Annotated in this window: 19 protein-coding genes; 8 read left to right on the top strand and 11 right to left on the bottom strand. The window is 58.9% G+C overall.

The features are described 5' to 3' along the window. Positions 1 to 71: 71 nt before the first annotated feature. The 8 genes from EPO61_08100 to thiS form a co-directional block, all read right to left on the bottom strand. Positions 72 to 551, bottom strand: coding sequence for a M67 family peptidase (locus tag EPO61_08100; GenBank protein TAJ08857.1), 480 nt, complete (start codon positions 549 to 551; stop codon positions 72 to 74). 1 nt (position 552) lies between these two features. Continuing rightward, entirely contained in the window at positions 553 to 1,356 is an 804-nt protein-coding gene (gene moeB, locus EPO61_08095; protein TAJ08856.1) for a molybdopterin-synthase adenylyltransferase MoeB, read from the bottom strand. Positions 1,357 to 1,367: 11 nt separating this feature from the next. Then, the gene (locus tag EPO61_08090) at positions 1,368 to 1,607 is read right to left on the bottom strand and encodes a FeS-binding protein (protein ID TAJ08855.1); all 240 of its coding nucleotides are present in this window, start codon (positions 1,605 to 1,607) and stop codon (positions 1,368 to 1,370) included. Next, positions 1,608 to 1,883 (bottom strand): MoaD/ThiS family protein, encoded by a 276-nt coding sequence (locus EPO61_08085; protein ID TAJ08854.1) that lies wholly within the window; start codon positions 1,881 to 1,883, stop codon positions 1,608 to 1,610. Further along, positions 1,880 to 3,130, bottom strand: a complete 1,251-nt coding sequence (locus EPO61_08080; protein ID TAJ08853.1) for a threonine synthase — start codon at positions 3,128 to 3,130, stop codon at positions 1,880 to 1,882. Before EPO61_08080 ends, EPO61_08085 begins: the two co-directional genes overlap by 4 nt. A 14-nt stretch (positions 3,131 to 3,144) precedes the next feature. Beyond that, positions 3,145 to 3,951 (bottom strand): molybdopterin-synthase adenylyltransferase MoeB, encoded by an 807-nt coding sequence (gene moeB, locus EPO61_08075; GenBank protein TAJ08852.1) that lies wholly within the window; start codon positions 3,949 to 3,951, stop codon positions 3,145 to 3,147. 104 nt (positions 3,952 to 4,055) lie between these two features. Further along, on the bottom strand, positions 4,056 to 4,985 hold the full coding sequence (gene cysK / locus EPO61_08070) for a cysteine synthase A (protein ID TAJ08851.1): 930 nt from the start codon (positions 4,983 to 4,985) through the stop codon (positions 4,056 to 4,058). Next, positions 4,982 to 5,182 (bottom strand): sulfur carrier protein ThiS, encoded by a 201-nt coding sequence (gene thiS, locus EPO61_08065; protein TAJ08850.1) that lies wholly within the window; start codon positions 5,180 to 5,182, stop codon positions 4,982 to 4,984. Before thiS ends, cysK begins: the two co-directional genes overlap by 4 nt. A 179-nt stretch (positions 5,183 to 5,361) precedes the next feature. Between thiS and EPO61_08060 the strand changes: the two genes are divergently transcribed. The 8 genes from EPO61_08060 to EPO61_08025 are packed head-to-tail and all read left to right on the top strand — an operon-like array spanning position 5,362 to position 10,067. Continuing rightward, positions 5,362 to 5,733 carry a hypothetical protein gene (locus EPO61_08060; protein ID TAJ08849.1) on the top strand — a complete coding sequence of 124 codons (372 nt, stop codon included), beginning with the start codon at positions 5,362 to 5,364 and terminating at the stop codon, positions 5,731 to 5,733. 3 nt (positions 5,734 to 5,736) lie between these two features. Further along, entirely contained in the window at positions 5,737 to 6,297 is a 561-nt protein-coding gene (locus EPO61_08055; GenBank protein TAJ08848.1) for a hypothetical protein, read from the top strand. A 7-nt stretch (positions 6,298 to 6,304) separates the two neighbouring features. Beyond that, a complete protein-coding gene (locus tag EPO61_08050; protein ID TAJ08847.1) occupies positions 6,305 to 7,642 on the top strand; it encodes a monooxygenase in 1,338 nt (445 codons plus the stop codon). 7 nt (positions 7,643 to 7,649) lie between these two features. Further along, entirely contained in the window at positions 7,650 to 8,420 is a 771-nt protein-coding gene (locus tag EPO61_08045) for a nucleotidyltransferase domain-containing protein (protein TAJ08846.1), read from the top strand. After that, on the top strand, positions 8,414 to 9,142 hold the full coding sequence (locus tag EPO61_08040) for a TPM domain-containing protein (protein ID TAJ08845.1): 729 nt from the start codon (positions 8,414 to 8,416) through the stop codon (positions 9,140 to 9,142). The genes EPO61_08045 and EPO61_08040 overlap by 7 nt, the downstream gene beginning before the upstream one ends. A 54-nt stretch (positions 9,143 to 9,196) precedes the next feature. Further along, entirely contained in the window at positions 9,197 to 9,463 is a 267-nt protein-coding gene (locus EPO61_08035) for a CopG family transcriptional regulator (protein TAJ08844.1), read from the top strand. After that, on the top strand, positions 9,460 to 9,852 hold the full coding sequence (locus EPO61_08030) for a putative toxin-antitoxin system toxin component, PIN family (GenBank protein TAJ08843.1): 393 nt from the start codon (positions 9,460 to 9,462) through the stop codon (positions 9,850 to 9,852). Before EPO61_08035 ends, EPO61_08030 begins: the two co-directional genes overlap by 4 nt. Further along, complete coding sequence (locus tag EPO61_08025) at positions 9,849 to 10,067, top strand: ribbon-helix-helix protein, CopG family (GenBank protein TAJ08842.1); 219 nt, start codon at positions 9,849 to 9,851, stop codon at positions 10,065 to 10,067. The genes EPO61_08030 and EPO61_08025 overlap by 4 nt, the downstream gene beginning before the upstream one ends. A 101-nt stretch (positions 10,068 to 10,168) precedes the next feature. Here EPO61_08025 and EPO61_08020 read toward each other — a convergent pair whose 3' ends face one another. From EPO61_08020 to EPO61_08010, 3 genes are read right to left on the bottom strand one after another with little or no spacing between them, the layout of a single operon-like run. Beyond that, positions 10,169 to 11,323, bottom strand: coding sequence for a hypothetical protein (locus EPO61_08020; GenBank protein TAJ08841.1), 1,155 nt, complete (start codon positions 11,321 to 11,323; stop codon positions 10,169 to 10,171). 54 nt (positions 11,324 to 11,377) lie between these two features. Then, entirely contained in the window at positions 11,378 to 12,076 is a 699-nt protein-coding gene (locus tag EPO61_08015; GenBank protein ID TAJ08840.1) for a hypothetical protein, read from the bottom strand. Between the two features lie 34 nt (positions 12,077 to 12,110). Further along, positions 12,111 to 12,629, bottom strand: a complete 519-nt coding sequence (locus tag EPO61_08010) for a heme-binding protein (protein TAJ08839.1) — start codon at positions 12,627 to 12,629, stop codon at positions 12,111 to 12,113.

Raw genomic sequence — 12,629 nt, 5'->3', positions numbered from 1 at the left:
TATTATGGCATCGTTCGCGGGAACGGTCTACTGGATTTTGGCTCGACGAACGGGCAGGGTTGCGCCGAGGTTCAAATCGCCTGAAACTCGATCTGGGTGACTTGCTGGCCTTTGATGGAATACATCCGCAAGTCTGGCGCAGCCTTGAGTTCAAGGGAGATAATGAGATAGGCCGCGTCCGGATAGAGGGCCAGGCCCACGTCGGTCATGGAAGGATAGGCGGGCGAATGGGTGTGGGAATGGTAGATCACCGCGAGGTCGAGGCTCCGTTCCCGCATGTCCTTGAAGGCGGCGAGCATCTCCTTGGGGTCCATGAAGTAGGCGACTTCGGCTTTTTGGGCCTCCGACAGGTCCGCGAGCTGCTTGACGTTGGCCGCGTCGAACACCTCCACCGCCTGCGCGTCCTTCGCCACGGTGTTGGTGATGCGATAGTGTCTCGACACGGCTCCGTCCGTGCCGGCCAGCAGACCGCAACATTCGTAGGGATCCAGCGCGCGGGCGTGGGCCACCATCTCGTCGAGGATCTGGCGGGGAATCTTCAGAAGCGACACGTCACAAACTGCACGAGACGGTGTAGTCGCTGAGCAGGTTGGTGATAGTCGGATTGGGGCCGCAGAGGCGGCAGTCCGGGTCCTTCGGACGTCCCAGCTTGCGGAACTTCATTTCCAGCGCGTCGTAGAGCAGCAGCCGGTCGGCCAGCGTCTCGCCGATGCCGAGAATTTCCTTGATGGCCTCGGAGGCCTGCAGTACGCCGATCGTGCCGGCCAGCACGCCCAGGACGCCGGCTTCCTGGCAGTTGGGGACCAAGCCGGCCGGGGGCGGTTCCGGATAGAGGCAGCGATAGCATGGGTGGCCTTCATGGGGCTTGATAGTCGTGAGCTGACCCTCGAACCGGAAGATACTGCCGGAGACGAGCGTCTTCTTGGCGAAGAAGCAGGCGTCGTTCACGAGAAACCTGGTGGAGAAGTTGTCGGACCCGTCCAGGATGATGTCGTAGTCGTGTAGGAGCCCCATAATGTTGTCGGCCGACACGTTCTCCTGATAGGTCTTGATCGTGATGTCCGGGTTCAGCGCCGCCAGCATCTTGCGTCCGGACTCCACCTTCGGCTGGCCGAGCGTCGCGGTCGTGTGGAGAATCTGCCGCTGAAGATTGGACAGGTCCACCACGTCCCCGTCCACGAGACCGATCGTGCCCACGCCGGCCGCCGCGAGGTAGAGCGCCGCAGGGGAGCCGAGCCCGCCGGCCCCGATCACCAGGACCTTGGCGCGCGCCAGCTTCTTCTGTCCCTTGCCGCCCACGTCCTGCAGGATGATGTGCCGGCTGTAGCGTTGGACTTGTGCGTCGGTGAATTCCATCGGTGCGGCCCTTACTCCACGACGTTCAGCTCGATCGGGTCCACGAGGACCCCTTTCTTTCTGAGTCCATCGACCGCCCGTTCGATTTCGCCCGTCTCGCCGGTCAGCTCCACGTCCATCCAGCCGGTGGTCTCGCGCACGTCGGCCCGCCGGACGTTGGTGACGACCTTGTACTCATGGCCGATCTGGTAAATGATCGGCTCCTTGATCTTTTGCTCCGGGAATCGGATGTGGAAGCGCAAGCTGGGCATTTAGTTGCCTCCCGCGATCGCCGGCACGATGGACACTTCGTCCCCGTCCTTCAAGATCGTGTCTTTGCCCTTGAGGAACCGGATGTCTTCTTCGTTGACGTAGATGTTCACGAACCGGCGCAGCTCGCCCTTCTCGTCGCAGAGCCGGCCCTTGATGCCCGGGTGCGCGCCTTCCAGATGGTTGACCATCTCCTCGATGTTGGCTCCTTTTGCCTCGACTTCGCCCTGGCCCTTGGTCAACGGGCGCAAGGGGGTCGGGATGCGGACCTTGATCATGCGTCGGCCCCTCCGTTCTTCCCCATCTTAAAGGTTCGTTCGAAATTCACCAGGCTGGGCTGGATGCGGACGGGGCGGCCGACCGCGTCGATCACCGCTTCCTGCGTCTTCAACCCGTTGCCGGTGATGTAGGCGACGGTCACGTCGCCTTTTTTGATGATGCCCTGCTTGACCAGCTTCTGCAGGACTCCGATGGTCACGCCGCCCGCAGTCTCCGCAAAGATGCCTTCGGTTTGCGCCAGCAGCTTGATCCCCTCGACCACTTCCTCGTCGGACACCATGTCCATGGCCCCGCCGGTTTCGGCCGTCGCCTTCAACGCATAGTAGCCGTCGGCCGGGTTGCCGATCGCCAGCGACTTGGCGATGGTTTTCGGTTTCACCGGCCTGAAGAAGTCGCGCCCTTCCTTGAAGGCGGTCGAGATCGGAGAGCAGCCTTCCGCCTGGGCTCCGTTGATCTTGGTCTTGACCTTGCCGATCAGCCCCAAGGTCTCCATTTCCTGAAGGCCCTTCTTGATCTTGGTCAGCAGGGAACCGGAGGCCATCGGGATCACCACTTGGTCCGGCGCCTGCCAGCCCAGCTGCTCCACGGTTTCGAAGGCCAGGGTCTTGGACCCTTCGGCATAGTAGGGCCGGATGTTGATGTTCACGAAGGCCCACTTGTGCTCGCCGGCGATCTCGCTGCACAGACGGTTGACGTCGTCGTAGTTGCCCTCGACTTCCACCACGTTGGGTTTGTAGATCAGGTTGCCCAGCACCTTGGCCGCTTCCAGATCGCCGGGGATGAACACGTAGCAGCGCATGCCGGCGGCCGCCGCATGGGCCGCCACGGAATTAGCCAGGTTGCCGGTCGAGGCGCAGGCGACGGTCTCGAAGCCCAGTTCACGCGCCCGGGTCAGGGCCACGGCCACGACCCGGTCCTTGAAGGAGAGGGTCGGGTGATTGACCGTGTCGTTCTTGATGTACAGCTCGTCCAGGCCCAGGAAGGCGCCCAGGTTCTTCGCCCGCACCATGGGGGTGAAGCCGGCATGGGGGCCGACGGAGGGCGCGCCTTCGACCGGCAACAGGTCGATATACCGCCACATGCTGTGCGGTCCGGACTCGATCTTCTTGCGGGAGATGTTCTGCTTGATCTCCTCGTAGTTGTATTTCACTTCCAGCGGGCCGAAGCAGAGCTCGCAGACGTGGATCGCCTTGGTCGGGTATTCCTTCCCGCATTCCCGGCAGATCAGCGCTTTCATCTTGGCCATGACATCACCACCAGTTAGGTCCGAACGGCACAGACTTCCGGCTCATGGTCGAACAGTTCCGTGATCGTCGGATGAGAACCGCAGAGCGGGCAGTTCGGGTTCCGTTTGGTCTTGATCTCCCGGAACGTCGTCCGGCGGGCGTCGAAGTCCAGCATCCGGTCGGTGAGCGGCCGGCCGATGCCCAGTACCAGCTTCAGGGCTTCCGTGGCCTGGAGAGTGCCGATGATCCCGGCCAACACGCCGATCACGCCGGCTTCCTGGCAGCTCGCGACCAGGCCCGGGGGCGGCGGGGTCTTGAAGACGCACCGGTAGCAGGCTGACTTCTTCGGGATGATCGTCGTGACGCGCCCGTCGAACCGCAGGATACCGCCGTGCACCAACGGCTTCTCGGCGAAGAAGCAGGCGTCGTTGATCAGGAACTTGGCCGGGAAGTTGTCCACGCCGTCGATGACGACATCGTAAGCGCGAATCAGGTCCAACGCGTTCTTGGCCACCAGTCGGTCCTCGTAGGTGAGGACTTTCACGTCCGGGTTGATCGCCTCGATCTTCTCCTTGGCCGAGATCACTTTGGAGCGACCGACGTCCGGGGTCTGGTGAATGACCTGCCGTTGGAGGTTCGAGAGGTCCACCAGGTCGCTGTCGATCAATCCGATGGTGCCCACGCCGGCCGCGGCCAGATAGAAGGCGGCAGGGGAGCCAAGGCCGCCGGCCCCGACGATCAGGATCTTCGACTGGGCGATCTTTTTCTGCCCCTTCCCGCCCACCTCGGGCAGGAGGATATGCCGACTGTATCTCGTGATCTGTTCGTCGGTGAAGTTCATATCTGTGAGTCCGAAAGTTGTAAAGTCCGAAAGTCGTTAAGCAGAAAATCTTTGGCCGAGCGACTTGAAGACTTTCCGACTTGTCGACTTTTTGACCATTTGGCTCAAATGTTAAAGTACTTCTCGATGCTGATGTACCGCTCGCCCGTGTCGCAGAGAATCGTCACCACGTTTTTCCCTGGTCCCAATTCCTGGGCCACTTTCTGGGCGGCGAACACGTTGGCGCCGGACGAAATGCCCACGAGCAGCCCTTCCTTCTTCGCGAGCTGCTTGGAGGTCTGGTAAGCTTCGTCATCCGTCACGGTGATCACCCGGTCCAGAATTTTTCGGTTCAACACTTTCGGAACAAACCCGGCGCCGATGCCCTGGATCTTGTGCGGGCCCGGGTCTCCGCCGGAGAGCACCGGCGATCCGGCCGGCTCGACCGCGATGACCTGCACCTGGGGCTTCCGTTCCTTGAACACTTCGCCGCAGCCGGTGATCGTCCCGCCCGTGCCGACGGCGGTCACGAAGGCGTCGATCTTGCCGTCCAACGCCTCCCAAATTTCCAACGCCGTCGTCTTCCGGTGCATGGCCGGGTTGGCCGCATTGGAAAACTGATCGGGCATGTAATAGGACGGGTTCTGCGCCACGATGCTCTCGGCTTCCTTGATCGAGCCCTTCATCCCTTCCCAGGCGGCCGTCAGCACCAGTTGCGCCCCGTAAGAAGAGAGCAGGCTCGCCCGCTCCATGCTCATGCTCTCGGGCATGACCAGGATCAGCTTGTATCCGCGCACCGCGGCCACGAGCGCCAGCCCGATCCCTGTGTTCCCGCTCGTCGGCTCGACGATCGTCCCGCCCGGCTTGAGCTTGCCCTGCCGCTCCGCCTCGTCGATCATGTTGAGGCAGATGCGGTCCTTCACGCTGCCGCCGGGATTGAAGTACTCCACCTTGGCGTAAATCGTGGCGCCGCCTTCGGGGGACAGGCGGTTCAACCGCACCAGCGGTGTATTGCCGATGAGTTCGACGATGGTCTTGTGGGAGCGAGCGGTCAACGGCCACCTCCCATATAAAAGAGAAACTCCAGGCGGTCCCCGTCCTTCACTTGGGCGGTCCCCAGATGGTCTCGTTCCAGCATCGTGTTGTTCAACTCGACGGCGACCATGTGCGGGTCGATATTCTTGGCTTTGAGGAGGTCCAAAACCGTCGCACCCTGGACTTCCTCCGATTTCCCGTTGATTTTCACCTGCATGCAACGGCTCCTGAGTCCGTGAGAGAGAAAAGAAGTTTCAAACGCTAACAAACTCAGCAAGCCCTTGTCAAGGAGACCGCCTTGACTTTCCAAGGGTTTCCCCTACAGTATGGCCACTTTTCGTGCCCGTACGAGGCACGAGATGGGCAAAGGATTCAACGAAGGGGATTGTTGATTGCATGTGGAAGCAGAACTTCTTGTTTCGACACAACGAAGCGGTGCCGCTGAAAGAGTCCGAGAACGAGCTGTTTCACGACCAGGATCCGGCGTTGGATAGTGCCGGACTCAAGCTGGAAAAGTTTCTCTCCGTCTGGGTGCAGGGAGACGGGGACGAATCGCCCGAGGCCTACACGAACATCTATGTCCGCACCGCCACGTTGGACTTCAACAAGCGGGCCGGCTTCCTGCAACCGCTGCAGGGTCGCTCGCATCAGATCAAGCAAATGCTGACTCCCGGCCAGAAGGCGTTCCTCAAAGAGTGGCTTCAAAAGACATCACCGCAGGCCTGGGAATCGTCCGAGGATCACTTCCGCGACCTCTTCGAAGACTGACACATGACATCTCTTCCTGTCTGGCGCCTGGTGCCGGTTCTACTGTTGGGGCTGTTGGGGATCGGCTGGGCCCTGCCGGTCCCTTCGCTTCCAACCGCCGAAGCTGCGACGATCGACCTCTACTATGCGCCGGAGGACTTGCCCGGCGACAAGCTCGTGGCCCTCTATGGCAAGGCCAAGCGATACATTTACGTGGCGGTGTATGGCATCACCTTTCCGCCGGTGGTCCAGGCCTTGGTGACAGCTCATAAGCGGGGGGTGGATGTGCGCGTGATCACCGACCGGGAGAAACTCAAGGACCCCAAGCAGAGGGCGGCGCTGGAAACGCTCAGACTGGCCGGCATTCCCATCAAGGTCAACCAGCACGACGGGCTCATGCATTTGAAGCAAGTGGTCATCGACGACGAGATCAACACCTCCGGCTCGATGAACCAGACCACCAGCGGCCACCGGTACAACGACGAGCGGCTGGATGTGATCACCGACCATGCGACCAGTGTGCACGCGCGAGAGAAGTTCCTGTCCATGTGGAAAGACCAAGTCCGGTATGGGGACTGGCGATGAGGACCTCGTGGCTGCTGCGATGACAGAACGGACGGATGTGGTGGTGATTGGCGCAGGCGGAGGCGGGGCCGTGCTGGGTCTCGCGCTGGCGCAGAAGGGGATCAAGGCGCTGGTCCTGGAGCAGGCGCCTGGGCCACCCGGAGGCCTGCGGGGGGAGATTCTCCAGCCCAACGGGCAGCAGATTTTGGATCGCCTGGGGCTGCTCGACAAGCTCCCGGCGGATGCCACGAGGCCGGTGCGGTATTTTCACTTCTGCCGCGTGGGTGGCGCACGGGAAGGGGCGTGTCTTGGCGCGCCCAGGGCGGGCGGGTGTGAACGATTGTGTACGATTGACTATGGAATGTTGCCCCCTCCCTACAATCGGGCGCTGGTGACATTGCCGAACGTGGCCCACCATGCGATTCTCAGGGAACTGGAGACTCGGGCCCCAGGCAGCCTTCGCTACGGAGCGACATTTAAGAAGCTGCTGCGCGAGGGGAGCCGCGTGGTCGGTGTGGAGGTGGAATGTGACGGTCGGCCCATGACCGTCTCGGCCAAGCTGGTCGTGGGAGCAGACGGGGCTCGGTCGCACGTGCGAGAAGCCCTGGGCATTGCAGCCAAGCTGTACATGTACCCGGAGGGCTATCTGATTGCCATCCTGGAGCGGCCCAAGGACATGGAAGAGGCCCGCTATTTTGTGGGGAAGAAGACGATCCTCGGGGCCTTTCCGGCGGCAGGCGACAAGGCCTATCTGTTCTATATGATTCCGGCCGGGTCCATGCAGCAGATCAAGGACGCGGGACTCGATGCGCTGCGAAAACGATGGCTGGCCATTGATCCGACTTTGGCGCCGATGGCCGAGAGTCTGGTGGACTGGAAGCAGACCGCCTACCTGCCCACAGGCCGGGTGAAAGCCAAGACTTGGGTGGCCGATGGGGCCGTGCTGATCGGCGATGCGGCCCATGCGATCAATCCCCATGCCTCGCAGGGCCGGATGCAAGCGATGGTGGATGCGATGGCCCTGGCTGATCTCATCCCCCGGTGGTTGGAGCGCAACGATTGGTCGGCCTCGGCCTTGGCCGAGTACGAACGGGTCCGTCGGCCGCAAGTGGACATGCTCCAGAAATTGGCGGACGAGCAAGTCCTGTTCTGGAACACGGGCAATCCCTTGCTGGCCTATTTGCGCGACCGGGTGTTCAAGGGCATGGAGCGCAACAAGCGGCTGAGCTATCGGGTGCTGGCCACAACGGCCGGGTTTCGATCCGAGCCGCCGTTTGGACTGTTGGATCGGTTGATGATTGCCGGGTTCCTGCCCGATCCCCATGCGGATCAGCTGCCGGCGGACGCAACGGTAAGGGGGGCGTAGATAGAAGATGAGTCAGGATTCAACAGAAGGTATCCCCAAGCACCTGCCGGCCGAGGTGCGGCAAACGCTCCGGTCTTATCTTGAGGAGGTGACGAAACTCTTCGGCCAGGCCTTGGAAGCGATCATTCTCTATGGCAGCGCTGCGGGCGGAGAGTTCCTGCCGGACCGGTCCAATCTCAATGTTCTCATCATACTCGCGAAGCAGGACACGGCATTGCTGGAACAGTATGCGAAGATTCATAAACGCTGGGGTAAGGAGCGCATCGTCGTGCCGCTGTTTTTGACGCAGCAAGAGTTACAGGCCTCGGCGGCTCTCTTTCCGCTCGAATATCTGGAAATGAAGGAACGGCATGTGCTGCTCGTCGGCCGCGATCCCTTTCCTTCGCTGCACGTGGATCAGCGCAACCTTGGTCTGCAATGTAAGCAGGAAATCCGGGGCAATCTCCTCCGGTTGCGGCAGCGATTCGTCGAAGGCGGCGGCAAGCAGGAGGCCATCCTGATCCTCCTGCCCCTGTCCCTGACATCGCTCTTGCCCTGCCTGAGGGGTCTCCTGCGGATCAAGGGCCTGTCCGTGCCGGCCCAGAGCGAGGGGTTCTTCGATCAACTCCAAGCCCAATTGGGCATAGACCCGGCTGGATTTCAAGAAGTGCTGAGCCTTAAGCGCGGTCAGAGCACGCCTGGGCCGCTGGAAGTGCCAAGGCTCTTCGACCGGTATGTCGCCTCGCTGGAAGGGGTGATTCAACGGGTGGAACAATTGAAAGCGGAAGGCAAATGGTGAAGGCGTTTGTCACAGCATGGGTGGTGATATTGGCATGGGCCGCTTCTGCCGGTCCGGCGCTTGCCTTGCCGGGAGAGAAGACACCGCTGCCGGAACCGCTGGGCTATGTCACAGACCATGCGGGGGTGATCGGGGTCGAGTGGAAGGCGAATATCCGGTCCGTCTGCCAGGATTTGGAACGGAAGACCGGCGTCGAGATGGTGATCGTCACGGTCAAGACGATCAAGCCGTACAAAACCGCGAACGACTATGCGGAGGCTCTCTATCAACGGTGGGGGATCGGAACCGCCCAGAGGGGCCATGGGGTGTTGGTGTTGGCGGCAGTGGAGGAGAGACAGGCGGCCATTACGATGGGGCGGAGCCTGTTGGGCGTGATCACGCCGAAGATCTTGGAACAAGTCAGCACACAGTACATCGAGCCCTCGTTCCGGCATGGACAGTTTGAAGAAGGGCTCTACCGAACCTCCGTGGCCCTGGCCTCAGCCGCGCAGGAGATCCGAGTCGGCGATCCGCCCCGCTCGCATCTCAAGGGCTTGGGCATCTTTCTGACCCTCTTCACCGGCTTCGGCGCGCTGGCCTTTCTCTGGTGGATCAGCCGTCCGGACTTACGCCATCCCTTCGGCCGTCTGCGCCGCGGCGAATATTGGGGCAGCGGTCAGGGCGGCTTCGGCGGCAACTTCGGCGGGTTCGGCGGGGGGATGGGCGGAGAGGGGCTGAAGTAGGGGGCGCAAGCTCGATTGTGTCCTCCTGACTGGTGTGGTGCGGGCGACTGTGGTATGATTTTTTCATACCGGAGGTGCACCATGAGCACGGCTGTCAAGAAAACCATTTCTCTTCCTCCCGCGCTATCGAAAGAGCTGGATGAACTGGCGCGCGAAGAAGGCAAGACGGTTAGCGCAGTGATCCAGGAGGCATTGCGGGCGGCCAAGCGCGAACGGCTCAAACAGAGTTTTTTCGTTGCGCAGGGCTATTGGACAAAGAAAGCCAGAGAGAAGGGAATCCTCACGGAGCGAGACCTTCGCAAGTACTTGGCTCAAAAGTGAGGGTGGTGTTTGACAGCAACATTTACATTTCGGCGTTGATCTTCCCGGGCAGCCAAGCCGAAAAAGCCTTGCTCCGAATCCTCGATGGCGCAGACGATCTCCTGATCTCCAAAGCGATCCTTGATGAAGTTCTCTCGACCTTGGCCGGGAAATTTAGTCATGATCCAGACACGTTAAGCCACCTGGCCGTCACATTAACTGAAATGGGCGAGTTGGTAAGGCCAGAACACAAGGTCAAGGTGTTCGCAGATGATCCGGACAACCGAATCCTGGAGTGCGCCGAAGCGGGCGAGGCTGATTGCATCGTCACAGGCGATAAGGCGATGCTGGGCCTGAAGGAATATCGAGGGATTCGGCTGATCTCATTGCGAGAATATCTCACCACATGAAACGCATAGTGACTGTCAGGCTGGATGATGAGTTGGCGCAAATGCTGGGCCGGGTCTGTCGCCGCTCTAAACGCAAGCGAAGCGAGGTGGTGCGGGACGCCCTGCGGCGTCAGCTTTCATTGCTTCTGCTTGCGCGGCTCCGGCGCAAAGCGATGCCTTTCGCTCGGGCGCACGGTTACCTGACGGACGAAGATGTTCTCATGGGCGTGTCCTGAGGGATCTCCTCAGTAACAGCGGCCAATGCGGCTTCGGCGGGGGGATGGGCGGAGAAGGACTGAAGTGAAGCGCTGGGGTGACGAACGACGCACCAGGTTGGTCAATTGTCGGCGCTTTCAACCTCATAGATGTGGCCTTGTGAAGGTTCACCTTTGTCCTTGCGAACCATCGTAGGTTTAATCCACAGAAGTTTATGCTCGGAAAATCGCTCACCAAAGGCTTGATTTCTCCAATGACCCCTTCTCCAATGAGTGGGAAGTTCTTGCCCGGTGGGCAGGCAGTTGGCTTCCCGTTGTATTTCATCACCACAGAAGTGAATTCTCGTATATCCCATACTGGCGAGCTTGCGAGTTGTCCTTGAAATTTCAGTAGGCCTTTTTGTGGCTTGGAGTTTCTGAAGGAGCGCCGTTGGTACACTTTCAGGAAAACGAGTGTTGACTTGTTTATGTTGTGAAGACAGATAGCAAAGTCCATTGATGACGAGTTTGATTGCTTCGAGGAAGATCGGGAATCCCAGTCGATTCTCTTCAGCAACCTCAATCTGCGAAAGTTTTCCTCGATCAATAAGCGAAATGGTCTTACCTTCAACTCTATAAGTGCCCGTAGTGTCGGGAATATCCTTGGGGCTGAAGGGCTGATGTTCTTTCAGAGATCTCTCAATCGCGGTCTTTACATTTGTTTCTTTCGGAATAAGGTCGAGAGAAAAATAATAGTAACGATCAGGATGCAATATAAAATTGGGCTTGGTTGAATAATCGAGGTCAGTCCTAAGCGTGGTCAATAGAATTTGCAGTATGTTTGCTGTCCTGCTTGAAACTGTTGAAATGTAGGCCCCGTCTACGAAGTAACCTTGTCCCCAAAGGTTCAAGTCTGGCTGCTTTTCAAAAGTCATGTGAAAACAATCATATGGCAACCTAATGGTGTGGAGCAGAACATCGTCCACATCCGTTTTCCGCAGAAGCGAGGTAAGCGCGGGTTGAAAGTGAAAGATATTTCGTCCATTTGCTTCGAACCTTGCGAAGTGCATAAAAAGCGATACTTCTTTGCTCATGAAGCCCGTATTCATTGGGCGTTGCTCAAAAGGCATCTTTTGGACGGCAGTGTTGTATAGCTGCATATAAGAATCGCCAATGGCATTGAGAGCTTCCATTGTCGGCGTTCCCGTTCCAGCGTTTTGTTTGTAAATTGAGAGAAGAGTTTTTATAAATGGTCGGCAATAAGCGTAACGATTAGGATGGTAAATTAGTTCGCTCATACCATGCGAAGTGTAAGCTAGTGTTAGTCAGTAAGATAGCCAGTAGCTATCTGTCTAAGGCGTAGGCGCATTTATAGCCCAATGGAAGTAGGATCGGAACCACTCGACCTTTTCCCTATCATTTGGCCTATCTTTAAGTCGGTAAAGTTCGTTCATTATGAACGAAGTAATTCCTTCATGAATGGTGCGCATATCAGCGGGGAGGGGCCCACTCATATCTGCAACCATGCGAAGAACTCTCAAATAGTGAACAAATACTTTCCCATCATCGTCAACTCGGGTAAGACGGCTAAACACGGTCCTGACAGGTTCTTCGGCCGAGCGGCCTGCTCGTATGACTTCCTCGCTCAGAACAACACGTGGCCATTTTCCATGTTTCTCTATGTCATGCGCAGTGACCACTGCTGGACCGAAAACTTGTTGGTCGTCATGGTAAACGAGCCCTCGCACTACACCCCCTCGATATAGAGCGTTGAGGCGAGCCAAGTTAAAGCCGATCTTTGCCGCATGATGGAGCAAGTGCATTAGCCCCTGTTCGGTGGGATCTGTCGTGAGGACAATACTATCTGAAAAAGCGGTCAATCGATGGCCAGACCTTGATATATCTCCGATACGTCCAAGGATCATCTTGTCTTCGCCAATTGGCGGCGGGATGTCTAATATGGAGCAGATCTGATCCACGGTGACTGGTGCATTCTGACCGACAGACTGGTGAATTAAATCACGGAAGCCCAAAACATCAAGAAAGGCCACGTATCGCTCTGTATATGAACTCACGCAGAGTCGCCTATTTCGTTCCAGCTACTTTCGATACCGCCCCAATCGCATCCAGACCCGCTTGGGCGCAGGCGTCGTCGAGCTGGGTGCCTGGGGCGCCGCCGACGCCGATCCCGCCGACGACTTCATTGCCGAACTGAATCGGGAGCCCACCACCCAGGATGATGATGCTCTCGTTCATCTTTCCTATGGCTTGCAGGTGCGGCATCTTGACGACGAGTTCACCCAGTTCGCTCGTGGTCCTGCCCAGGCTCGCGGCCGTGTAGGCCTTCTTTCTGCTGCTATCCACCGTGTGTGGTCCGGCTCCGTCGCCCCGTTGGAAGGCCCTCAGCACGCCCGCCTTGTCCACGACGGAGGTGCTCACTTTGTAACCGTCCTGCTTGCACTTCTCGACCGCAGCCGCCGCGGCCTTGTTGGCCAGGGCCAGAGGCAGGACCGCTTCGCGGGGCAGGTCTTCGGCGACCGCGAGGACGTTCCCGTTGATCATCACGGCCAGAGTCAGCAGACCCATCCATTTCACGAGTTCCAT

This window comes from Nitrospirota bacterium, assembly GCA_004296885.1.
Classification (GTDB): domain Bacteria; phylum Nitrospirota; class Nitrospiria; order Nitrospirales; family Nitrospiraceae; genus SYGV01.
The sequence above is the reverse complement of the archived record's forward strand: the minus strand, read 5'-3'. Positions and strand labels throughout refer to the sequence as shown.

Coding starts and splice junctions, on each gene's coding strand:
- moeB (TAJ08856.1), bottom strand. CDS start 1,356: ATGGAATTCACCGACGCACAAGTCCAACGCTACAGCCGGCACATCATC.
- EPO61_08090 (TAJ08855.1), bottom strand. CDS start 1,607: ATGCCCAGCTTGCGCTTCCACATCCGATTCCCGGAGCAAAAGATCAAG.
- EPO61_08085 (TAJ08854.1), bottom strand. CDS start 1,883: ATGATCAAGGTCCGCATCCCGACCCCCTTGCGCCCGTTGACCAAGGGC.
- EPO61_08080 (TAJ08853.1), bottom strand. CDS start 3,130: ATGGCCAAGATGAAAGCGCTGATCTGCCGGGAATGCGGGAAGGAATAC.
- moeB (TAJ08852.1), bottom strand. CDS start 3,951: ATGAACTTCACCGACGAACAGATCACGAGATACAGTCGGCATATCCTC.
- thiS (TAJ08850.1), bottom strand. CDS start 5,182: ATGCAGGTGAAAATCAACGGGAAATCGGAGGAAGTCCAGGGTGCGACG.
- EPO61_08060 (TAJ08849.1), top strand. CDS start 5,362: ATGTGGAAGCAGAACTTCTTGTTTCGACACAACGAAGCGGTGCCGCTG.
- EPO61_08055 (TAJ08848.1), top strand. CDS start 5,737: ATGACATCTCTTCCTGTCTGGCGCCTGGTGCCGGTTCTACTGTTGGGG.
- EPO61_08045 (TAJ08846.1), top strand. CDS start 7,650: ATGAGTCAGGATTCAACAGAAGGTATCCCCAAGCACCTGCCGGCCGAG.
- EPO61_08040 (TAJ08845.1), top strand. CDS start 8,414: ATGGTGAAGGCGTTTGTCACAGCATGGGTGGTGATATTGGCATGGGCC.
- EPO61_08035 (TAJ08844.1), top strand. CDS start 9,197: ATGATTTTTTCATACCGGAGGTGCACCATGAGCACGGCTGTCAAGAAA.
- EPO61_08025 (TAJ08842.1), top strand. CDS start 9,849: ATGAAACGCATAGTGACTGTCAGGCTGGATGATGAGTTGGCGCAAATG.
- EPO61_08020 (TAJ08841.1), bottom strand. CDS start 11,323: ATGAGCGAACTAATTTACCATCCTAATCGTTACGCTTATTGCCGACCA.
- EPO61_08010 (TAJ08839.1), bottom strand. CDS start 12,629: ATGGAACTCGTGAAATGGATGGGTCTGCTGACTCTGGCCGTGATGATC.